At 71.5% G+C, this 20,129-nt stretch carries 20 protein-coding genes; 9 read left to right on the forward strand and 11 right to left on the reverse strand.

Translation table 11 applies throughout. From position 1 onward, the window contains the following. Positions 1-88: 88 nt before the first annotated feature. Positions 89-709, reverse strand: a complete 621-nt coding sequence (locus tag ABD844_RS00215; protein WP_344871612.1) for a mycothiol-dependent nitroreductase Rv2466c family protein — start codon at positions 707-709, stop codon at positions 89-91. Positions 710-798: 89 nt separating this feature from the next. On the opposite strand from ABD844_RS00215, the gene pepN reads away from it, so the two are divergent. The 3 genes from pepN (at position 799) to ABD844_RS00230 (ending at position 5,972) form a co-directional block, all read left to right on the forward strand. Beyond that, positions 799-3,363 (forward strand): aminopeptidase N, encoded by a 2,565-nt coding sequence (gene pepN / locus ABD844_RS00220; protein ID WP_344871614.1) that lies wholly within the window; start codon positions 799-801, stop codon positions 3,361-3,363. Between the two features lie 160 nt (positions 3,364-3,523). Next, positions 3,524-4,804 (forward strand): serine/threonine-protein kinase, encoded by a 1,281-nt coding sequence (locus ABD844_RS00225; RefSeq protein WP_344871616.1) that lies wholly within the window; start codon positions 3,524-3,526, stop codon positions 4,802-4,804. A 217-nt stretch (positions 4,805-5,021) separates the two neighbouring features. Beyond that, complete coding sequence (locus tag ABD844_RS00230) at positions 5,022-5,972, forward strand: hypothetical protein (protein WP_344871618.1); 951 nt, start codon at positions 5,022-5,024, stop codon at positions 5,970-5,972. Here the strand turns inward: ABD844_RS00230 and ABD844_RS00235 are convergent. Together ABD844_RS00235 and ABD844_RS00240 are read right to left on the reverse strand one after the other, a co-directional pair. Continuing rightward, positions 5,969-6,331: a DUF5130 family protein gene (locus tag ABD844_RS00235; protein ID WP_344871620.1), complete on the reverse strand. Its 363-nt coding sequence runs from the start codon at positions 6,329-6,331 to the stop codon at positions 5,969-5,971. The genes ABD844_RS00230 and ABD844_RS00235 overlap by 4 nt on opposite strands. Before the next feature lie 20 nt (positions 6,332-6,351). Then, complete coding sequence (locus tag ABD844_RS00240; RefSeq protein ID WP_344871622.1) at positions 6,352-6,642, reverse strand: hypothetical protein; 291 nt, start codon at positions 6,640-6,642, stop codon at positions 6,352-6,354. A 275-nt stretch (positions 6,643-6,917) separates the two neighbouring features. On the opposite strand from ABD844_RS00240, the gene ABD844_RS00245 reads away from it, so the two are divergent. Then, complete coding sequence (locus ABD844_RS00245) at positions 6,918-7,745, forward strand: nuclease-related domain-containing protein (protein WP_344871624.1); 828 nt, start codon at positions 6,918-6,920, stop codon at positions 7,743-7,745. Here the strand turns inward: ABD844_RS00245 and ABD844_RS00250 are convergent. Next, on the reverse strand, positions 7,730-8,491 hold the full coding sequence (locus tag ABD844_RS00250; RefSeq protein WP_344871626.1) for a TetR/AcrR family transcriptional regulator: 762 nt from the start codon (positions 8,489-8,491) through the stop codon (positions 7,730-7,732). The two genes, ABD844_RS00245 and ABD844_RS00250, sit on opposite strands and share 16 nt — an antisense overlap. A 93-nt stretch (positions 8,492-8,584) precedes the next feature. Here ABD844_RS00250 and ABD844_RS00255 point away from each other — a divergent pair, with 93 nt between their 5' ends. The 3 genes from ABD844_RS00255 (at position 8,585) to ABD844_RS00265 (ending at position 12,114) form a co-directional block, all read left to right on the forward strand. Then, complete coding sequence (locus tag ABD844_RS00255) at positions 8,585-9,367, forward strand: thioesterase family protein (protein WP_344871628.1); 783 nt, start codon at positions 8,585-8,587, stop codon at positions 9,365-9,367. 210 nt (positions 9,368-9,577) lie between these two features. Then, positions 9,578-11,416 carry a dihydroxy-acid dehydratase gene (gene ilvD / locus ABD844_RS00260; protein ID WP_344871630.1) on the forward strand — a complete coding sequence of 613 codons (1,839 nt, stop codon included), beginning with the start codon at positions 9,578-9,580 and terminating at the stop codon, positions 11,414-11,416. A gap of 197 nt (positions 11,417-11,613) precedes the next feature. Beyond that, positions 11,614-12,114 (forward strand): helix-turn-helix transcriptional regulator, encoded by a 501-nt coding sequence (locus tag ABD844_RS00265; RefSeq protein WP_344871632.1) that lies wholly within the window; start codon positions 11,614-11,616, stop codon positions 12,112-12,114. 41 nt (positions 12,115-12,155) lie between these two features. On the opposite strand, the gene ABD844_RS00270 is transcribed toward ABD844_RS00265, so the two are convergent. The 3 genes from ABD844_RS00270 to ABD844_RS00280 are packed head-to-tail and all read right to left on the reverse strand — an operon-like array spanning position 12,156 to position 13,733. Further along, complete coding sequence (locus tag ABD844_RS00270) at positions 12,156-12,362, reverse strand: FmdB family zinc ribbon protein (RefSeq protein WP_344871634.1); 207 nt, start codon at positions 12,360-12,362, stop codon at positions 12,156-12,158. 9 nt (positions 12,363-12,371) lie between these two features. Next, positions 12,372-13,181, reverse strand: coding sequence for a GNAT family N-acetyltransferase (locus tag ABD844_RS00275; RefSeq protein ID WP_344871636.1), 810 nt, complete (start codon positions 13,179-13,181; stop codon positions 12,372-12,374). A gap of 45 nt (positions 13,182-13,226) precedes the next feature. Beyond that, the gene (locus tag ABD844_RS00280) at positions 13,227-13,733 is read right to left on the reverse strand and encodes an HNH endonuclease (protein ID WP_344871994.1); all 507 of its coding nucleotides are present in this window, start codon (positions 13,731-13,733) and stop codon (positions 13,227-13,229) included. 283 nt (positions 13,734-14,016) lie between these two features. On the opposite strand from ABD844_RS00280, the gene ABD844_RS00285 reads away from it, so the two are divergent. Next, the gene (locus ABD844_RS00285) at positions 14,017-16,074 is read left to right on the forward strand and encodes a prolyl oligopeptidase family serine peptidase (RefSeq protein WP_344871638.1); all 2,058 of its coding nucleotides are present in this window, start codon (positions 14,017-14,019) and stop codon (positions 16,072-16,074) included. A gap of 27 nt (positions 16,075-16,101) precedes the next feature. On the opposite strand, the gene purU is transcribed toward ABD844_RS00285, so the two are convergent. Both purU and ABD844_RS00295 read right to left on the reverse strand, forming a co-directional pair. Continuing rightward, positions 16,102-16,956 (reverse strand): formyltetrahydrofolate deformylase, encoded by an 855-nt coding sequence (gene purU / locus ABD844_RS00290; protein ID WP_344871640.1) that lies wholly within the window; start codon positions 16,954-16,956, stop codon positions 16,102-16,104. 150 nt (positions 16,957-17,106) lie between these two features. Beyond that, positions 17,107-18,060, reverse strand: coding sequence for an SDR family NAD(P)-dependent oxidoreductase (locus ABD844_RS00295; RefSeq protein WP_344871642.1), 954 nt, complete (start codon positions 18,058-18,060; stop codon positions 17,107-17,109). Positions 18,061-18,145: 85 nt separating this feature from the next. On the opposite strand from ABD844_RS00295, the gene ABD844_RS00300 reads away from it, so the two are divergent. Continuing rightward, positions 18,146-18,589, forward strand: coding sequence for an NUDIX hydrolase (locus tag ABD844_RS00300; protein WP_344871644.1), 444 nt, complete (start codon positions 18,146-18,148; stop codon positions 18,587-18,589). Positions 18,590-18,654: 65 nt separating this feature from the next. On the opposite strand, the gene ABD844_RS00305 is transcribed toward ABD844_RS00300, so the two are convergent. Together ABD844_RS00305 and ABD844_RS00310 are read right to left on the reverse strand one after the other, a co-directional pair. After that, on the reverse strand, positions 18,655-19,428 hold the full coding sequence (locus ABD844_RS00305) for a hypothetical protein (RefSeq protein WP_344871646.1): 774 nt from the start codon (positions 19,426-19,428) through the stop codon (positions 18,655-18,657). A 15-nt stretch (positions 19,429-19,443) separates the two neighbouring features. After that, positions 19,444-20,070, reverse strand: a complete 627-nt coding sequence (locus tag ABD844_RS00310; RefSeq protein ID WP_344871648.1) for a TetR/AcrR family transcriptional regulator — start codon at positions 20,068-20,070, stop codon at positions 19,444-19,446. Positions 20,071-20,129: the final 59 nt, after the last annotated feature.

Genomic DNA, 20,129 nt, shown 5'->3' on the forward strand with positions numbered 1-20,129 from the left:
TAAGCCCTTTACACCGCGGCCGACCTTCTTCCCCTCCGCGTGTCAATCGAGCTGTGCCTCAGTCGAACTGTGCCTCAGTAGAACTGTGTCAGTCGAACTGGGGCCGCTTGGTGCGCGTGCGCTTGAGCTCGAAGAAGTCGTCGTACTGGGTGACCATGAGCACGCCGTCCCACAGCCTGCCCGCCTCCTCGCCGCGCAGGATCCTGGTGATCACGGGCCCGAAGAAGGCGTTCTCGCCGACGCGGATGATCGGGGTGCCGACCTCCTGGCCGACCAGGCCGATGCCCTCGTCGTGCGAGACGCGGATGGCGGGGTCGTACTCCTCGGAGTGCATGGCGTCCGCCAGGCTCCGGTCGAGACCGGCGTCGTCGAGCGCGCCCTCGATGACCTCGCGCAGGCGGTCGTTCTCCTTGCCGAGGCCCTGGTTGTGCAGGCGGGTGCCGATGCCGGTGTAGAGCTGCCCGATGACGTGCTCCCCGTGCTTGGCCGCCGCCGCGGCGATCACCCTGACCGACCCCATGGCCCGGGCGGCGCGCTCGAGGTAGTCGGCCGGGACATCTTTCTCTTCATTGAGGAAGTAGAGCGACATCTGCCGCCACCGAGGGGCGATAGGCCGAACTTTCTCTACTTCGAGCAGCCATCGTGACGTAACCCAGGCGAACGGGCAGGCAGGATCGAACCACAGGTCCACCGGAATCTTCTCTGTCATGTCTCCCCGTAACCTGAGGTGGAGTGGGTCCTATTCCCGGCATGACAGGATACGGACATCCCCGACGAAGTGGTGAAAAGGAGCGCAACTTGGCAGGCAACCTGACCCGGGACGAGGCTCGCGAGCGCGCCCGGCTGTTGAAGGTCGAGTCGTACGAGGTCGCACTCGACCTGACGGAGGGAGACGAGCGCTTCGAGAGCGTCACGACGGTCCGCTTCACCAGCGAGACGCCGGGCGCGTCCACCTTCATCGACCTGCACGGCGCCGACCTCCGCAAGGTCACGCTCAACGGCGAGGACCTCGACGTGTCCGCCTACGACGCCGAGAAGGGCCGCTTCCCGCTGCCCTCCCTGGCCGCCGCCAACGAGCTGGTCGTGGACGCCGACTGCGCCTACATGCGCACCGGCGAAGGGCTGCACCGCTTCGTCGACCCGGTCGACCAGCGCGTCTACCTGCACAGCCAGTTCGAGACCGCCGACGCGCACCGCATGTACGCCTGCTTCGACCAGCCCGACCTCAAGGCCGCCTTCCAGCTCACCGTGCTGGCCCCGGGCGACTGGGAGGTCGTCTCCAACGCCGCCGCCGCCAAGGTCGAGGAGCTGCCCGAGCAGGCGGGCCGGCACGGCACCGTGCGGGCCGCCAAGCGGTGGGAGTTCCCGCCCACCCCGGTCATCTCCACCTACATCACCGCGCTGGTGGCGGGGCCGTACCACAAGGTGACCTCCGAGCACGACGGCATCCCGCTGGGCATCTACTGCCGTGCCTCGCTCGCCGAGCACCTCGACGCCGACAACATCCTCGAGGTCACCCGGCAGGGCTTCGACTTCTTCCACAAGGTGTTCGGGCTGCGCTACCCGTTCGGCAAGTACGACCAGCTCTTCGTCCCCGAGTTCAACGCCGGCGCGATGGAGAACGCGGGCTGCGTGACCTTCCTGGAGGACTACGTCTTCCGCTCCCGCGTCACCGACGCGGTCGTCGAGCGGCGCGCGGAGACGATCCTGCACGAGATGGCGCACATGTGGTTCGGCGACCTCGTCACCATGCGCTGGTGGGACGACCTGTGGCTGAACGAGTCGTTCGCCACCTACATGTCCGTGCTGGCCCAGGCCGAGGCCACGCGGTGGGGCAAGGGCGCGTGGACCACGTTCGCGAACGTGGAGAAGGCGTGGGCCTACCGCCAGGACCAGCTCCCCTCCACCCACCCCATCGCCGCCGACATCCCCGACATGCAGGCGGTCGAGGTCAACTTCGACGGCATCACGTACGCCAAGGGCGCCTCGGTGCTCAAGCAGCTCGTCGCCTACGTCGGCCTGGACAACTTCCTGGCCGGCGTACGCGACTACTTCGCCGAGCACGCCTGGGGCAACACCGAGCTGAAGGACCTGCTCGACGCCCTCGAACGCACCTCCGGCCGCGACCTGTCGGCCTGGTCGAAGGAGTGGCTGGAGACCTCCTGGGTCAACACGCTGCGCCCCGAGTTCGAGGTGTCGGGGGGTCGCTTCACCAAGTTCGAGGTCGTGCAGGAGGCTCCCGCCGACTACCCGACGCTGCGCTCGCACCGCATCGCGATCGGGCTCTACACGCTGGCCGACGGCAAGCTGACCCGGACCAGGCGGGTCGAGCTGGACGTCGTCGGCGCGCGTACGAACGTGGCCCAGCTCGTCGGCGACGAGCAGCCCGACCTGGTGCTGCTCAACGACGACGACCTCACCTACGCCAAGGTCCGCCTCGACGAGCGGTCGCTGCGCACCCTGGTGGAGGGCGGCATCGCGGCGTTCACCGAGTCGCTGCCGCGGGCCCTGTGCTGGTCGTCGGCCTGGGACATGACCCGCGACGGCGAGATGCCCGCGCGCGACTACGTCAAGCTGGTCGTCTCCGGCGCCGCCACGGTCACCGACATCACGGTCCTGCAGGCGATCCTGCGCCAGGCGCGCCAGACCGCGCAGCAGTACGCGGCCCCGTCCTGGCGGGCCGACGGCCTGGCGCTGCTGGCTGCCGAGCTGCGCACGCTGCTCGCCTCGGCCGCGCCCGGCTCCGACCACCAGCTCGCCTTCCTACAGGCGTTCGCGCCGACGGCCGCCTCGGCCGGCGACCTCGACCTGCTCCAGGGCATCCTCGACGGCTCGGACGTGCCCGAGGGGCTGGCCGTCGACGCCGACCTGCGCTGGACGCTCGTGCACGCGCTGGTCACCGGCGGCCGGCTGGACGAGTCCGCCGTCGAAGCCGAGCTGGCGCTCGACCCTACGGCGACCGGTGAGCGCTCGGCCGCGCTGTGCCGGGCCGCGATCCCGACGGCCGAGGCGAAGGCGGCGGCCTGGGAGCGCATCGTGGGCGGCGAGCTGGCCAACCACATCGCCCGCGCCACGATCAACGGCTTCCAGGACCCGCACCACGTGGAGCTGCTCGCGCCGTACCGGGAGAAGTACTTCGCCGAGGCCGGGCGCATCTACCGGGAGTGGACGTTCGACCAGGCCTCGACGTTCGCCGTCGGGTGCTTCCCCGGGCTGGTCATCGAGCCGGCGACGGTCCAGGCGGCGCACGACTTCCTCGCGGCGGACCAGCCGCCGCAGGCGCTGCGCCGTCTCGTCCTGGAGGGCGCCGACGGCGTCAGCCGCGCGCTGCGCAACCGGGACAGGGACGCCGGCTCAGCCTGATCCGCACGTCCGATCCGGGCGCGTGGGCCCGCGCGCGTGGGCCGGGTGCCGGGATCGGACCCGCGGCAGCCTTCTGACCTGCGTAGCCGGTAGGCCATTGAGTCCTGCCGGCTACGCCGACTTGACGATGGCACCCTGGCCACGGTGTTAGCCTCGAAGCGTGCTAGGCGCGGGGACCACCCTCAACGACCGCTACCTGCTCGGCGGCCGACTCGGCGGCGGGGGCATGGGCGAGGTGTGGCGTGCCGACGACACGGTTCTCGGGCGCACGGTCGCGGTCAAGGTGCTCATGCCCGCGCTCAGCGAAGACCCCACCTTCACCCAGCGCTTCCAGAACGAAGCCAGGGCCATGGCCACGCTGCGCCACCCCGGTGTGGTCGACGTCTACGACTACGGCATCTGCGAGGTCGAGGGCCGCCAGGTCAGCTTCCTGGTCATGGAATACGTGCAGGGCGAGTCGCTCGACCGCGTCCTGCGGCGCGGGGCGCTCGACCCCGAGACCACGATGCGCCTGGTCGCCGAGGTCGCCGACGCGCTGGCCGCCGCGCACGCGCAGGGCATCGTGCACCGCGACGTCAAGCCGGCCAACCTCATGGTCAGGCCCGACGGCGGCGTGGTGCTCACCGACTTCGGCATCGCCCACTCCGCCTCCCTGGGCCACCTGACGGCCACGGGGACGATGCTCTGCTCGGCCGGCTACTGCGCGCCCGAGATGGCCACCTCCAGCGAGGTGAGCCCCGCGGTCGACGTCTACGCGCTGGGCGTGGTGGCGTACGAGTGCCTGAGCGGGCGGCTGCCGTTCCAGGGCGACACTCCCGTACAGATCATCTTCAAGCACCTCAACTCCCCCGTCCCGCGCCTGCCCGAGAGCATCCCGCCGGGGCCGCGGCAGGTGGTGGCCAGGGCGCTGGAGAAGACGCCGGACGCGCGCTGGCAGACGGCCCCGATGATGGCCGAGGCCGCGCGCAAGGCGCTGAGCGACCCCGGCAGGCTGCCCGCGCCGCGCCGGCCGCGTACCATGCGGGCGATGCTCACCATGGTGGCGGCCGTGGTCGTGACGGGGGTGGTGGCCGGGTCCGTGTGGCTGCGGCCGGCCGAGCCGACGACCGGTGAGGTCGTCGACGCGCCGGTGCCCACGGTCGAGGGCACCACGACCTACCTCGTCCCGCAGACGCCGCCGACCTCGACCAGGAGGCAGTCGGCGCCGCCGACCAAGCGCCAGCCCACGCCGCGGCCCACCCGGGTCACGCAGGTGCCCAGCTTCAGCCCCACGGTCACCATCACGCCGCCGACCCAGACGCCGACGGCCACGCCGACCGCCTCCGAGCCCAAGCCGACGGAAGAGCCGCCCACCTCGCCGGGCCCCGAGGAGCCGACGTCCGAGCCCACGGTCAGCGGGCCGCCCGGCGACATCCAGTGCATCCGGGCTCCGTGCCCCTGATCCCCGGGTGCCGCCCCTTCCTGTGATCCCAGAATCCCGCCGGTTCCTGACCGCGTGCCCTGGGATCCCGCCGTGTCAGCCGTTCCCGGCCGGGCCGGCCGCCCCCGAGCGTGCCGGTCGTCCTCGGCCACATCCGGCTGTTCCCGATCATGTCGGCCTGGCGACGCCCATCGGCCTCATGTCCGTCATCACCTGCTGATCGTGAGAAAGTCAACGCGTGGACTCGACTCGTGACCTGCTCATCGCCCTCGCCCGCCGCTACGCCTTCGCCGACCTCGGCGCGCTCGCGCCCGACGCGGAGATCACGGAGGTGTGCGAGTTCGGGCACCGGTTGCTCTCGCTCGACGCCGAGGACTTCGCGGCCGAGGCCCGGGTGGTGCCCGCCGACCTGCGGCGGCGCGCCCGCGCCTGCCACATGCCGCAGACGCCGCGCGAACAGCCGCGCGGGGCGCTGGAGTCCCTGCGCCCCGCGTACGGGCTGCTGCTGGAGGTGATCGCCGCCCGTTGGCACCGGCGCGAGCTGAGCACCATGATCGCCACGGTGCACATCGCCAGCGAATACCTGCCGCTGCTGGCCTTCGAGCCGCAGCTCGGCCACGCCGGCGACCCGGCCAGGTGGCCGGCGGGGCTGAGCGCGACCGGGAGCAGGTTCGGCGTGATCGGCGACCGGGAGTGCGACCACACCAAGTCCGAGCAGTCGGCCACGAACCGTACGCTGCGGGTCTCCACCGAGCCGTCCGAGGGGTGGCGGGCCTACTTCGACCGGCAGCACAGCCAGGTGGCCGGCGCGCTGGCGGTGTGCGTGGCCACCTGCCGCAAGCCGTGCACGGCCATGGACTGGATCGCCCCGGAGCCGCGGGCCGACCTGCAGGCGCGCTCGCGCACGGCGCTGGCCTTCGCCGAGACGCCGCTCGTCCGGCTGCGGCACGCGGCGCCGGTCGGGCACGGGTTCGGGGTGCCCTCGCCGGAGGAGGTGCTCGACGCGTGGGATCGCAGCCGGGCGGCGCTCGACAAGAACGCGGTCGGCTCGGCGGCGCTGAAGGACGACGGGTTCCCGCTGCCGGGGCTGGCCTCGCTGTTCTCGGCGATCGCCGATGCGCCCATCGAGCCCTCGACCCTGCTGGCCGGGGTCAGCGAGCACATCGTCACCCTGCTGGAGCGGGGCTAACGGCGAGCGGTGGCCTGTTCGCCGAGCGCCGCGATCCCGTACAGCAGGCCGCCGACCAGGTCGCCCACGCTGAAGGCGGTGGCCATCGACATCGCGGTCATCCGGCACGCGCCGTCGCTCAGCTGCCGCCTGGCGTGCTCCCCGGTCACGATCTCCAGTGCCCGCCCCGTGGGGTCGACGAAGACCACCACCGCGTCGTCGGCCTCCTCGCCCAGGGCGGCGTGCAGGCGTTCGGCGAAGTGCCGCCGCCCGCCCACCGGCTCCCCGACGAAGACGCCGAAGCGCAGGCCGCTGCGGCGCTCGGCGGTGTGCATGGCCTGCCTCAGGTCGTCGGCCTGGGTGGCGTTCAGTCCTCGCATGCGTACCTCACCATCCCGCCTCACCATCCCGCGGTGGCGCCGCCGACGCGGCTGCCGGGTTCGGCCGTCTCGGCGGCGGCCATCCAGTCGTGCTCCGGCACCTCCGCCCAGGGGGCCACCCGATCGGCGAGCACCAGCCCCGAGGTGCTCACCCCGCGTTCGCTCCTGGAAGGGCCGCCCAGCCAGACGGGGCCCGCCTCGATCCGGCGTTGCGCGCCGCGCCCCGGCAGCATGACGAACAGGCTGATCAGTACGAACAGCCCCATGGACACCCCGATGAGAAAGAGCAGGATCTCTGCCGCGCTGTTCACAACAAGACCGTAATCCTCGTGAGCGGGTCCGGCCAGACCCCGCTTGGGTGTCTTACCGGACCACCCGCCGCGGAACCCGCCCCTCGGGAGCCGTCGAAACCCGGGTGGAACGGCGTTCGCAGGGTAAGATCACATTCGGCGCCGCGGACCTCTCTAGAGAAGAAGAACATAAGACATACCCCGAAAAGACGCGTGGAACACGATGAGCTGGGCCATAAAACTATGGACACGGCAACACTAGGAATCGATCGAATCCCCGGGCTACGGTGAGTGACGTGGACTCCGACAACCAGCGTGAAGACGGTCACAACGCGTCACCCATCTGGGTGAGCGAACGGACAGAGAGCGAGCAGACCGCCGCCGCGAAACCTTCGGCGCCCACCTCCACGTACGCGCCGGTCGAGCGCGCGTCCGTGAGTAGTCTGCTGCAACAGCCGCGGTTCCGCCGCCTGCGCAACCGGGCGATCCTGGCGGTGCTCGTCGGCCTGGTAGTGGGCTTCCTCGTGCGCGACTGGCGGCTGGGGGTGACCGCGGCGGTGATCGCGGCCATCGCCGAGGCGGTCTACCGTTCGCGATCCAACTCCTCGGTGCCGGCGTGGCGGCGTTCGTCCGTGGCGGAGCGGCGTACCGAGGCGCAGTTGCGCAAGCTCGAGCGCAGCGGCTACCGCACGCTGCACGCCAGGGCGATCCCGGGCAGCGAGGCCCAGATCGACCACCTCGTGGTGGGCCCGACCGGCGTGTACGCGGTCGACTCCGAGAAGTGGGACCGGCGCCTACCCGTACGCGTGCAGATGGGCAAAAAGCTCTTCCACGGCCCGTTCGACATGAAACCCCGCCTCACCGAGGCCATGTGGGAGGCGACGCAGGCCAGCGAGCTGATCACCAAGTCGTTCGGCCGGGAGATCTCCGTGGTGCCGTCGCTGGCCATCTACGGCCCGCCGGTGCCCTGGAAGATCATGACCATCCGCGGCGTGGACGTCTACCAGGGCGATCGGGCCCGCAAGTGGATCACCAAGCGGGAGCAGGCGCTGACGGCCGCCGAGATCGACCGGATCTACGACATCGCCGCACAGGTGCTGCCGGCCCGCTACGGCGACGGCTGACCTCCCTCATCGCCGGTCGGCGACGGCTGAGCTCCTTCCCCGCCGGCCGGCGACGGCCGGCTCTCTTCTCCGGTGGCCGCCAGCCTCGCGCCGAAGTCGTCGAGGCGGGCGGCCAGTTCCGCGCTCGGCGGGATCCTGCGCGGCAGCCGCGAGTACACCGCCGCACCGAACCCGGCCAGGCGCACGATGTGGTCGATCAGCGCCTCCCTGTCGCGCGGCCAGGGAAACGACGGCTGGGCGATCAGCAGCGAGACGCAGCCGTGCACGGCCGACCAGAGGCCGAGCGCGAGCTCCTCCGGGTCGCCTTCGAGCACCCGGGTCTCCACGCAGGCCGAGACGGCCGCCACCATGTGCAGGAACGCCTGCGCGGCGGCCGGCGGCACCCCCGGGGACGCTGAGGGACGCATCATCAGCACCCGGTACTGCACGGGGTGGTCGAGGGCGAAGCGGGCGTAGGCACGGGCGCACCTGCCCAGGGCCAGGAACGGATCGCCGCCGAGGTTGTCGGTGAACAGGTGGCCCAGCTCGTCCCACACCCGCAGGCAGACCGCCTCGACGAGCGCCTCCTTGTCGGCGAAGTGCAGGTAGACCGCCGGGGTGGACACACCCGCGCGCATGGCGACCGCGCGCAGCGTGAGCGCGTCCTCAGTGCCCGACTCGGCCAGCAACTCGTCGGCCGCCCGCAGGATCTCCTCGCGCAGCAGGGCTCCTTCTCCGCGCCTGGCGCGTACGCGTCTGGTGGTCATGGATTCAGATTGACGCCGTCAAGTTGACGATGTCAATCTGATCCCCTGGGGAAGGGATGACTAAATATGGGCAATTTTCGGGATGCGACCGCATTGACCGATCGCGGGGACGGCGCGTTCGGCGCCCTCCTCGACGCCGAGTGGAGCGTCGGGACGCGCCTGCACGGCGGCTACCTGCTGGCCGTGCTGGCCAGGGCCGCCTGCGAGAGCCCCGCGGGCGCCGCTCACCCGCACGTGACGGCCGTCAGCGCCACGTTCGTCGAGCCGCCGGAGCCGGGCGAGGCCGTCGCACGCGTCGATACGTTGCGCGTGGGCAGGAGCCTGGCCCAGGTCAGGGCCACGCTGGCGCAGCGGGGCCGCACGTGCGTGGAGGCCCACGTCACGCTGGGCGTCCTGGACGACTCGGACCCGTGGTGGTCGGCCCACGAGCCGGTGTCCCTGCCGCCCGAGCAGGACTGCTTCCTGGCCCCCGTCGATCCTCCAGGCACGGACGTGAGCGTGCCGCTGATGGCCGTGATCGAGGAGCGCGTCAACCCCGAGCACCTGGCCTTCGCCTTCGGCGCCCCCTCCATGCGCGGCGAGATCGCGTCCTGGCAGCGGCTGGCCGACGGCTCCGACTGGGACCCGCTGAGCCTGCTGGTGGCGCTGGACCCGGTGCCGCCGGTCTCGTTCGACCTGGGGCTGTCGGGGTGGGTGCCGACGATCCAGCTCTCGGCGTACATCCGCAGGCTGCCCGCCCCCGGGCCGATCCGGGTGCGGATGTCGGCCACCGACGTCGGCGGGGACCGGATGGACGAGGTCGCCCACGCATGGGACGACAAGGGCCGTCTGGTGGGTCAGGCGACCCAGCTCGCCGCCGTCCGCCTGCCCCGCTAGCGTCCCCGCCCCGCCGGTCCCCTCCTTGGCTCCTGGCCGGTACGCGCCGCCCGCGGGTCTATCGTGTGAAGGAGCCGAGGTCGCCCGGCCGGTCGCCGACCTCGGCTCCGGCACGATCCGGTAACCACCTGTCCGATCGGTGGACAGGCGTCTCATTTACCGGGCAGTGGCCGTAGCATGTGAAGACTCGCTAGCGATGGGAGATGCGCAATGCCCGCCCTCAGGTCACGTACAGTCACCCACGGCAGGAACATGGCCGGTGCCCGGGCCCTGCTCCGGGCGACCGGCGTAGCCGGGAGCGACTTCGGCAAGCCCATCATCGCGGTGGCCAACAGCTTCACCCAGTTCGTGCCGGGCCACGTCCACCTGCGCGAGGTCGGCGACGTGGTGTCCGCGGCGATCAGGGAGGCGGGGGCGATCCCCCGCGAGTTCAACACGATCGCGGTCGACGACGGCATCGCGATGGGCCACGGCGGCATGCTCTACTCGCTGCCGTCGCGCGAGCTGATCGCCGACGCCGTCGAGTACATGGTCGAGGCCCACTGCGCCGACGCGCTGATCTGCGTGTCCAACTGCGACAAGATCACGCCGGGCATGCTGCTGGCCGCGATGCGGCTGAACATCCCGACGGTCTTCGTCTCCGGCGGCCCGATGGAGGCCGGCAAGACCCCCGGCAAGAAGCTCGACCTGATCGACCCGATGATCGCCGCCGCCGACGACTCGGTCTCCGACGCCGAGCTGCTGGAGATGGAGGAGAGCGCCTGCCCGACCTGCGGGTCCTGCTCCGGCATGTTCACCGCCAACTCCATGAACTGCCTGGCCGAGGCCATCGGCCTGGCGCTGCCGGGCAACGGCACGACCCTGGCCACCCACCAGGCGCGCAAGAAGCTCTTCGAGGACGCCGGCCGCCGGCTCGTCGAGATCACCCGCCGCTACTACGAGGACGACGACGCGTCGGTGCTGCCGCGCTCGATCGCCACCCGCGAGGCGTTCGAGAACGCCATGACCCTCGACGTGGCCATGGGCGGCTCGACCAACACGATCCTGCACATCCTGGCCGCCGCCCGCGAGGCCCAGGTCGACTTCGGGCTCAAGGAGATCAACGAGATCTCGCTGCGGGTGCCGTGCCTGTGCAAGGTCGCCCCGGCCACGAGCAAGTACCACGTCGAAGACGTCCACCGCGCCGGTGGCATCCCCGCCATCCTGGGCGAGCTCGACCGCGCCGGGCTGCTGCACCGCGAGGTGCCCACCGTGAACGGCGGCACCCTGGCCGACCTGCTGGCCTCGTGGGACGTGCGCTCGCCGTCGGTCGAGCCCGAGGCCGTCGAGCTGTGGCACGCCGCGCCGGGCAACGTGCGCACGGTCAAGGCGTACTCGCAGGGCAACCGCTGGGACTCCCTCGACCTCGACCGCGAGGCCGGCTGCATCCGCGACCGCGAGCACGCCTACACCGCCGACGGCGGCCTGGCCGTGCTCTACGGCAACATCTCGCGCGACGGCTCGGTCGTGAAGACGGCCGGGGTGGACGAGTCGATCTGGCGGTTCAGCGGGCCCGCGGTGGTGTTCGAGTCGCAGGAGCAGGCGGTCGAGGGCATTCTCGGCGGCCGGGTCAAGGCCGGCGACGTGGTCGTCATCCGCTACGAGGGGCCCAAGGGCGGGCCCGGGATGCAGGAGATGCTCTACCCGACGTCCTTCCTGAAGGGCAAGGGCCTGGGCAAGGTGTGCGCGCTGGTCACCGACGGGCGCTTCTCCGGCGGCACCTCCGGGCTGTCGATCGGCCACGCCTCGCCCGAGGCGGCCGAGGGCGGCGCGATCGCGCTGGTCGAAGACGGCGACCTCATCGACATCGACATCCCCAGCCGGACGCTGGAGCTGCGGGTGCCCGAGGCCGAGCTGGCCGCGCGGCGCGAGCGGCTGCTGGCCGAGCTGGGCGAATACCGGCCTCGTGACCGGAACCGGCCGGTCAGCGTGGCGCTGCAGGCTTACGCGGCGATGACGACGTCGGCCTCCACGGGCGCTTCCCGCGACCTGTCACAGCTCTCGCGCTGAGCGCGCCTGCGCGCGTCCGGTGACCAAGGACCTCCGCCGCACGTCGGCGGGGGTCCTTTCGGAATGAGGGCAGGCGCTGCGGGCCGGCCGGAGCGCTGGGTGCAGGCCCAGGAACGAAGGCCGGGCCGGGTCGCGGGCGATGTAGCTTACCGGACAGGTTTTCGAAAAATGTCGGTACCCACCCGTATTCTTGGGGTATGACGACAGTCGTGAAGCACGATACTCGCCCGCTGACGACCGCCGAGATCGCCGCCCTCGCCCTCTCCCTCGCTCACCTCGGAGCGGGCCCGCAGGCCGTCACCGCCCGGCGTGGCCTGCGACACGCATTCGAGCACCTGGAGCTCGACGACGACGTCATCTCCACCACCCTCACGACCCTCACCGAGCCGCTGCCCGTCGACGTCGCCTCACGCGCCAGGCTCATGGCCGACGCCATCACCAGCCGCCTCATGATCCGCCTGCACTACCGCGACGCCTCGGGCTCCATCACCGTGCGCGACGTCGAGCCGGTGACGTGCCTGGTGCACCGCGAATACTGGTACGTGGTCGGCGTGTGCAGGATGCGCCGGGCGATCAGGGCGTTCAGGTTCGACCGGATCCTCGCCGTCGAGCCCACGCTCACGCCGTCCCGGCCGCACCTGGCCGACCGGTTCCTGCCGTTCCAGCGCCGCAAGCGGCGCGCCCGCACGGCCGCGTAGGACCTGTTAGACCGGCTGCCCCGAGCCATCGGGGCGGGCGGTCAGGACGCGCAGCAACCGCCTCCGCAGCAGCCGCCGCCGCTCGCCCGTGGAGCGGCGGCGCTGCCCGTCATGGAGACCGTGGACAGCAGCCTCACCGTGTCGTCGTGACCGTCGGGGCAGCTCGCCGGGGCGTCGGAGGCCGACATGGGCCGGGACACCTCGAACGTGGAGCCGCAGGCGCGGCAGCGGAAGTCGTAACGCGGCATGGGTCAATCTTAGCCCGGCGGCCCATAGTCGCCATGGGTGTAGTCGGAGACTGGCTCGTAGCCGATGGACCGGTAGACGGCGTTGCTGGTCGGGTTGGCGAGATCGGTGAAGAGCACCACCTGCTCGCAGCGCTCGGCCAGGGCGACCCGGCTGGCGTGGGCGGTGACGGCGGCGCCGTATCCGCGTCTGCGGCACGAGGGCGGCGTGTAGACGGGGCCGATGCGGCAGACGCCGCCGCAGGCGGGGAAGAGCCCGGCGAGCGAGACCGGCGCGCCCTGCGCCTCCCAGACGAACAGCTCCCGGCCCGCCAGCCGCCGCGAGACCCGTTCGGCCACGTCGTCGGACTCGCCCCGGCCCATCTCGGCGCCGAAGCCCTGGAACCAGCTCACCAGCAGCGGGAAGTCGCCGGGCACGGCGAGCCGCCCCCGGCCGGGCACGGCGGGGACGCACAGCGCGCCGAGCCGGTAGAGGCGCTCCGAGACCACCCGCGCGGGCGGGCCGAGCAGTCGCACGGCCTCGTCGGCCACCGCGAGCGGGGCCATGAATCCGACCAGCTCGCCGCCCAGCGCCTCGACCAGCGGCGCGACCGCCTCGACGGGCACGGCGAACAGCCCGAAGGGATGCGGCGGCGTACGGAAGACCGCCCCGCGAACCTCCCCCTCCACCGTCCACCAGCCGAAGAGGGGATCCTTCACGGGCCGGCCCGCCCGCAGGCCGGCCAGCACGGTGAGTGGCACGGTGTTACGCACCGGGTCGCCGAGCAGGAACGGCTCGGCGACCGTGGCGTATTCCTCAACGTCTGAGGTGAAGGTCCACATGCCTGTTCATGCTGTCAGGCCGTGGCCGCTCCCCTCAACGCGGTTTCAGGCCGCGGCCTCGAGGTAGGGCGCCCACTGCGGGTCGCCCACGAGCGAGGCGCCGATGAGCCGCCAGTGGGCGCCCCGTGGCACCGCGGGGCTGACGCGCAGCGTCCACCCCAGCTCCTCCAGGTATTTGTCGGCCTTCCTGTGGTTGCACGTGGTGCACGAGGCGACGCAGTTTTCCCAGGTGTGCGTGCCGCCCCTGGACCGGGGGATGACGTGGTCGATGGTCTCGGCCTTCAGCCCGCAGTAGGCGCAGCGGTAGTCGTCGCGCCGCATGAGGGCCGCCCTGGTCAGCGGGATACGGGACCGGTAGGGGATGCGGACGTATCTGCGGAGCCTGATCACCGAGGGCACGTCGAGAGTGCGGCTCGAGGAGCGCAACACCGCGCCTCTGCCGTCGCGGTGCACGACGTCGGCCTTCTCCCGCAGCACGAGCACCACGGCGCGGTGCAGCGAGAGGGTGGTCAGCGGCTCGTAGGTGGCATTCAGCAGCAGGACTTGGCGCATCATCGGGCCTCTCCCCGCTGCTTGCGTATCAAAGGGGACATGCCGTGGCATGTCCCGACTGTCGGCCCCTCCTGGGGCACTTGTGCTTCCGTCACGTGGACCTCCGCCGGACGGTCCAGCGGATGGTCACCACGGCACCGTCCTGTCACCAAGTCTGGCGTTTGCACCGTGGTCCCCGCCACCCCAAAATCCTCCTGCCGGAATGGCCCGAGGGACCCACGACACGTTTTATGCCCGCTCGACCAGCGCTTTACGCATCCCCGTTGGCAGTAGGGTTCCGTGCATGACGCGAGAGCCGTACCCGAGCGCACGCCGTGAAGACATCGTAGACATCCTGCACGAAACGCCCGTCCCAGACCCCTATCGGTGGCTCGAGGACCCCGACAGCCCCGAGACGAAGGACTGGCTGCTCGCGCAGGCCGAGCTGTACGGCAAGCAGCGGGGGACGCAACGATTCAAGAGCCGCGTCGCCGAACTGCTCAGGTCAGGATCGGTTGGAGCCCCAATTTGGCGTGACGAAAATCACTTCTTCTCCCGGCGCACGCCCGACCAGGAGCACGCCGTCTACTACGTGGTCGCGCCCGACGGCACCGAGCGGGCCCTGATCGACCCGATGGCGATCGATCCGTCCGGGCTCACCACGCTCGACGCGGTGCAGCCCGACAAGGAGGGGCGCCTACTGGCGTACCAGATCTCGGTGGGCGGCAACGAGGAGTCGGTGCTCTACATCATCGACGTCGCCACCGGCGCGCGGCTGGAGGGGCCGATCGACCGCTGCCGCTACTCCCCCGTGGCGTGGCTGCCGGGCGGCGAGGCGTTCTACTACGTACGCAGGCTGCCCAGCACCGAGGTCCCCGAGAACGAGACCCAGTTCCACCGCCGCGTCTACCTGCACCGCGTCGGCACCTCCACCGAGGACGACGTGATGATCTTCGGGCAGGGCCTGAAGATGACCAACTACTACGGCGTCGCCGTCTCCCGCGACGGCCGGTGGCTGCAGGTCTCGTCCCACGAGGGCACCGCGCCGCGCAACGACGTCTGGGTGGCCGACCTGACCGCGTCCCCGATCGACCGGCCCGAGCTACGGGTCGTGCAGGAGGGCGTGGACGCGCAGTCAGGGCTGGTGTTCGGCCGCGACGGCCGGCTCTACGTGCACACCGACCGCGACGCGCCGAGGGGCCGGGTGTGCGTCACCGACCCGGCCGAGCCCGGCTTCGAGACCTGGCGCGACCTGATCCCCGAGGACCCGGAGGCGGTGCTGTCGGACTTCGCGATCCTCGACGGCCTGGAGCGCCCGGTCATGCTGGTGGGCTGGACCCGCCACGCGATCAGCGAGATCACCGTCCACGACCTGGAGACCGGCGAGCGCCTCGGCGAGGTGCCGACGCCGGGTCTCGGCTCGATCGGCAGCATCGTCGAACGTCCCGAGGGCGGCCACGAGGCGTGGTTCGGCTACACCGACAACACCACGCCGCCCACCATCCAGCGCTACGACGCCGCGACGGGCGAGACCACGCTCTGGGCGGCCTCGCCGGGCGCCGTCGACGTGCCGCAGGTCCGCACGGAGCAGGTGGTCTACCGCTCCAAGGACGGCACCGACGTCCGCATGCTGATCATCTCCCCGGTCGTCGAGGCGCAGGGGCCGCGGCCCACCATCCTGTACGGCTACGGCGGCTTCGGCCTGTCCATGACCCCCGGCTACTCCGCGTCGATCCTGGCCTGGGTCGAGGCGGGCGGCGTCTACGCCATCGCCAACCTGCGCGGCGGCGGCGAGGAGGGCGAGGAGTGGCACCGCGCGGGCATGCTGGCCAACAAGCAGAACGTGTTCGACGACTTCCACGCCGCGGCCGAACACCTCATCGCCACGGGCCTCACCACGCCCGCCCAGCTCGGCATCTCCGGCGGCTCCAACGGCGGCCTGCTGGTGGGGGCGGCCCTGACGCAACGGCCCGACCTGTACGCGGCCGTGGTCTGCTCCGCGCCGCTGCTCGACATGATCAGATACGAGAAGTTCGGCCTCGGGGCCTCCTGGAACGTCGAGTACGGCTCGGCCGACGATCCCGAGCAGTTCGGCTGGTTGCGGGGCTATTCGCCCTACCACCACGTCCGGGAGTCGGTGGCGTACCCGGCGACGTTGTTCACCGTCTTCCAGTCCGACACGCGCGTGCACCCGCTGCACGCGTGGAAGATGTGCGCGGCACTGCAGCACGCCTCGACGGCCGACCGGCCGGTGCTGCTGCGCAACGAGACCGAGGTCGGGCACGGCGCACGCTCGGTGAGCAGGACGGTGGACCTGTCGGCCGACACCCTCACCTTCCTGGCCCGGTACACCGGCCTGTAGCCCCCTCGCGGGCCCCGGCGTGCCGGGCTAGCGCGGGAAGATGATCGTCTTGTGCCCGTCGAGCAGCACCCGCTGCTCGGCGTGCCACTTGACGGCCCTGGCCAGCGCCACGCACTCGACGTCGCGACCGATCGCCACCAGGTCTTCAGGCGAGTGGCTGTGGTTGACCCTGGCCACCTCCTGCTCGATGATCGGCCCCTCGTCGAGGTCGGCCGTCACGTAGTGGGCGGTCGCGCCGATGAGCTTGACCCCGCGGCTGTGCGCCTGGTGGTAGGGCTTGGCGCCCTTGAACGACGGCAGGAACGAGTGGTGGATGTTGATCGCCCGGCCCGCCAGCTTCGCGCACAGCTCCTCCGACAGCACCTGCATGTAGCGGGCCAGCACCACCAGGTCGACCTGGTAGTGCTCGACCAGGGCCAGCACCTCGGCCTCCTGCTTCGGCTTGGTCTCCGGCGTGACCGGCAGGTGGTGGTAGTCGATGCCGTTGGACTGCGTGAGCGGCCGCAGGTCGGGGTGGTTGGAGACGACGGCGGCGATCTCGATGTCGAGGGCCTTCGAGCGTACGCGGTAGAGCAGGTCGTTGAGGCAGTGGTCGAACTTGCTCACCATGATCAGCACGCGCGGCTTCCTGGCCACGTCGCGCAGCGTGAACTCCATGGCGAAGTCGGGCGCGAGAGCGGCGAAGGCGGCGTTGAGCTCGTCTTCGCCCAGAGGGGCCGAGAACTGCACGCGCATGAAGAAGCGCTGCCCCACCCTGTCTCCGAACTGCTGGCTCTCGATGATGTTGCACCCGTGCCCGGCCAGCAGGCCGGAGACGGCGGCCACCACACCGGGCCGGTCGGGGCAGGACAGCGTCAGGATGTGTTCGGCGGGGCTGATCATGCTTCACTCTCGCGGGCTCGGACCGGGGGGCCGCGACGCGGCCGACCTGGGCAGGCTACCGGTCGGCGGCCGGCCCGCGCACGGGTGTGGCCGCGATCGGCGGCGAGGTCGGCCGTACGGGCGCGCGCGCCCGGTCGAGCACCTCTCGGCTCAGAAGGCGTTGATGCCCGTGAGCTCCGCCGACAGGGCCCAGAGGCGGGCGGCCTGAGCGGGGTCGGTGGCGTAGTCTCGGACACCGGCGCGCGCGAGCGGGTCGGAGGTCGGCTCGGCGATGTCGCAGTCCTCGCAGTAGACCCCACCCATGCCCGCGAGCTGCGCGGACGTCGCCGCCCACACCTGCGTCGCCGCGCCCTGCTCGGGAGTCTTGAAGCTGGGCTCCAACGGGTTGCCGTCCTCGTCGATCCAGCCGGCCGCGACCATCTCCTCCTTGGGGAGGTGGCGCTGCAGCGGGGTGAGGATGCCTCCCGGGTGCAGCGAGAACGCGCGCACCCCCGCGTCTCGGGCGAGGGCGTCGAGGTGCACCGCGAACAGCACGTTCGCGGTCTTGGACTGCCCGTACGCCTGCCACTTGTCGTAGCCGCGCGCGAAGTGCACGTCGTCCCAGCGGATGCCCGAGTGGCGGTGGCCCCCGGACGAGACGGCCACCACCCGGCCCCGCCCCCGGGCGATGGCCGGCCAGAGCAGGTTGACCAGCGCGTAGTGGCCGAGGTGGTTGGTGGCGAACTGCGCCTCCCAGCCCGGCCCGACGCGCGTCTCCGGACAGGCCATGACGCCGGCGCTGTTGATGACGATCTCGGCGCTGCGGCCGGTGGCGAGGAAGCGCTCGGCGAACGCGCGTACGCTGTCGAGGTCCGCGAGGTCGAGCTCGTCCACCTCGACCCCGTCGAGGTCGCCCACCGCCTCCTCGGCGCTCTCCTTACGGCGGGCCGGGACGACGACGTGGGCGCCCGCGCGGGCGAGGGCACGGGTGGTCTCCAGCCCCAGGCCGGAGTAGCCACCGGTGACGATCGCCAGCTTCCCGGTCAGATCGACGCCGTGGAGCACGTCGTCGGCGGTGCTCCTCGGGCCGAAGCCCGACCCGATCTTGTGTTGTGGGGTGGTCATGCGCTCCACGATACGAATTAGAGTGCGCTCCAGGTCAAACGCCGCCCTGGCCCCGGCAGCGACGGCGGGGGTAGCGTCTGTCCTCGTGAGCGAGTTCGACGATCGTCCGGCCGCACGGGTCGTCTGCCTCGACCGGGACGGCCGGGTGCTGCTCATGCACTGGTACGACCGGATCGCCCAGGCGGACGTCTGGGAACCCCCTGGCGGCGGCATCGACCCCGGCGAGACCCCGCTGGAGGCCGCCAGGCGGGAGCTGGCCGAGGAGACCGGGCTGCCCGGCTCGGCCGTGCTGGACCGGTTCGTCGAGGTCGAGCGCGACTTCTCGTGGCTGGGCGTCCGCTATGTCAAGCATGAACCCTTCTACCTGGCCAGGTTCGCCGAGGTCCGCCCTGAGGTGGACCCAGGGGAGCTGACCGAGGAGGAACGGGACGCCTACCGGGGCTACGCGTGGGCCGCGGAGCTGCCGTCGGACGTCGAGCCTCCGGGGCTGGCGGGGGTCGTCGAGCTGCTCACGAAGGACCTGCCCTGAAGCCTCCCCTCGCACCCTGCCCCCGTACTGGGCCTCACGGCGCCTGCCTGGCCCCTCGCCCCGCCTCATCTCTCGCCCAGCTCCGCCAGCGTGGTCGTCATCAGGGCGCGCAGCACGTGCCCGCCCACCTTCTCGTGCTCGTCCTCCACCGGCAGCCCCTGCCCCACCCGCTCGCGGTAGACCTCGCGCTCGCGCGGGTCGGTGAAGGGCAGCGCGGTCAGCGCGACGATCACGCTGACCTGGGTGCCATAGCCCGGCAGGACGGCCACCGCGTGCGTACGCAGGCAGCTCTCGTCGGGTGCGCCGTACCAGCCGCACTTGACCCCAGCCTCCGGCCGGCCCAGCGCCTCGCGGACGCCGAACGCCTGCGGCCGCTCCACCGCCCCCATCCACCCGAGGACGTCCGCGGCCACCGGATCACCCGTCGCGGCGGCCTGGGCCAGGTCCGCGTAGGCGGCGGCCACCTCGTCGGCCGCCACCTCGACCGAGCCGAACCGGGACAGATCACCGTTGGGCGGCTCCCAGGCGATGCCGGTGCGCCGGCGGAGGTCGTCGAGGATGACGCGTGGGCCGACGGACAACCACAGGTTGAGCGTGTCGATGTTGGAGGAGACGACGACGGCGGGCTCGGCGTGGCGGCGCCAGCGCTCGGGGTCGGGGATGCGGGCCGCGGCGACCCAGGCGTACAGCGGCTTGAGCAGCGAGGCGCAGCGCAGCCGGGTCGGGCCGTACGTGACGCTCAGCGTGCGGACGGGCGGCCCGCCGTAGCCGCGCCTGATGCCCGCGGCCTGGACGCCGGCGCCGTAGTCGAGATCGTCGAGCAGCTCGTTGAAGCCCACGGTCCCACGGTAGACCTATGGGGCACTTCCCCAGCGGGCTTCGTACCACTCCATGCTCGGTGGCTCGCCGGGCAGCTCGGTCGCGCCGGGCGCGCGCAGCCCGTCGAGGGCGATGGCCAGCAGGCGGCGCTTGACGTGGTCGTGCTCCTCGTCGGGTGGGCCTGGCGCCGGGCGGCTGAACTGCTCCATGAGCAGCGAGATGTCCAGCATGGTCACGTCGCCCCTGAGCACGCCCGCCTGGTGGGCTCTGGCGACGAGGCGTGCCGCGGCCTCGTCGCACCTGCGCGCCGTGCGCCACATCTCGTCGGTGACCTCGATGGTGCCCGCTATCGGGGCGAGCGCGCCCGACCTGTTGGCCACGCAGGTGCGTACGTAGCGGGCCAGGCCCTCCCACGGGTCGTCCTGTGCCAGCCCCGACTCGGCGGCCTCCAGCGAACGCTCCATGGCGATCAGGCACAGGCGCTGGAGCAGCTCCTCCTTGGTGCGGTAGCGGCGGTAGAGGCTGCCCATGCCCACGCCCGCCCGCTTGGCGATGGCCGACACCGGGGCGTCGAAGCCCTGCGTGGTGAACACCTCGTGCGCCGCCCGCAGCAGGGCCAGATCGTTGCGCCTCGCCTCGGCCTGCCTGCCGCGTGTGCTCATGGGGTACAGGATATTTCCGGAGCGCAGCGCTCCGATACAATCGCATCCCTGACGAACGA

The organism is Nonomuraea antimicrobica (assembly GCF_039536965.1).
GTDB classification, from domain to species: Bacteria; Actinomycetota; Actinomycetes; order Streptosporangiales; family Streptosporangiaceae; genus Nonomuraea; species Nonomuraea antimicrobica.

What these genes read in the sequence shown, in the direction of transcription:
- ABD844_RS00215 (WP_344871612.1), bottom strand. Translation starts at nt 709, where the DNA reads ATGACAGAGAAGATTCCGGTGGACCTGTGGTTCGATCCTGCCTGCCCG.
- ABD844_RS00235 (WP_344871620.1), bottom strand. Translation starts at nt 6,331, where the DNA reads ATGCGAGGACTGAACGCCACCCAGGCCGACGACCTGAGGCAGGCCATG.
- ABD844_RS00250 (WP_344871626.1), bottom strand. Translation starts at nt 8,491, where the DNA reads ATGACCACCAGACGCGTACGCGCCAGGCGCGGAGAAGGAGCCCTGCTG.
- ilvD (WP_344871630.1), top strand. Translation starts at nt 9,578, where the DNA reads ATGCCCGCCCTCAGGTCACGTACAGTCACCCACGGCAGGAACATGGCC.
- ABD844_RS00265 (WP_344871632.1), top strand. Translation starts at nt 11,614, where the DNA reads ATGACGACAGTCGTGAAGCACGATACTCGCCCGCTGACGACCGCCGAG.
- ABD844_RS00270 (WP_344871634.1), bottom strand. Translation starts at nt 12,362, where the DNA reads ATGCCGCGTTACGACTTCCGCTGCCGCGCCTGCGGCTCCACGTTCGAG.
- ABD844_RS00275 (WP_344871636.1), bottom strand. Translation starts at nt 13,181, where the DNA reads ATGTGGACCTTCACCTCAGACGTTGAGGAATACGCCACGGTCGCCGAG.
- ABD844_RS00280 (WP_344871994.1), bottom strand. Translation starts at nt 13,733, where the DNA reads ATGCGCCAAGTCCTGCTGCTGAATGCCACCTACGAGCCGCTGACCACC.
- ABD844_RS00285 (WP_344871638.1), top strand. Translation starts at nt 14,017, where the DNA reads ATGACGCGAGAGCCGTACCCGAGCGCACGCCGTGAAGACATCGTAGAC.
- purU (WP_344871640.1), bottom strand. Translation starts at nt 16,956, where the DNA reads ATGATCAGCCCCGCCGAACACATCCTGACGCTGTCCTGCCCCGACCGG.
- ABD844_RS00295 (WP_344871642.1), bottom strand. Translation starts at nt 18,060, where the DNA reads ATGACCACCCCACAACACAAGATCGGGTCGGGCTTCGGCCCGAGGAGC.
- ABD844_RS00310 (WP_344871648.1), bottom strand. Translation starts at nt 20,070, where the DNA reads ATGAGCACACGCGGCAGGCAGGCCGAGGCGAGGCGCAACGATCTGGCC.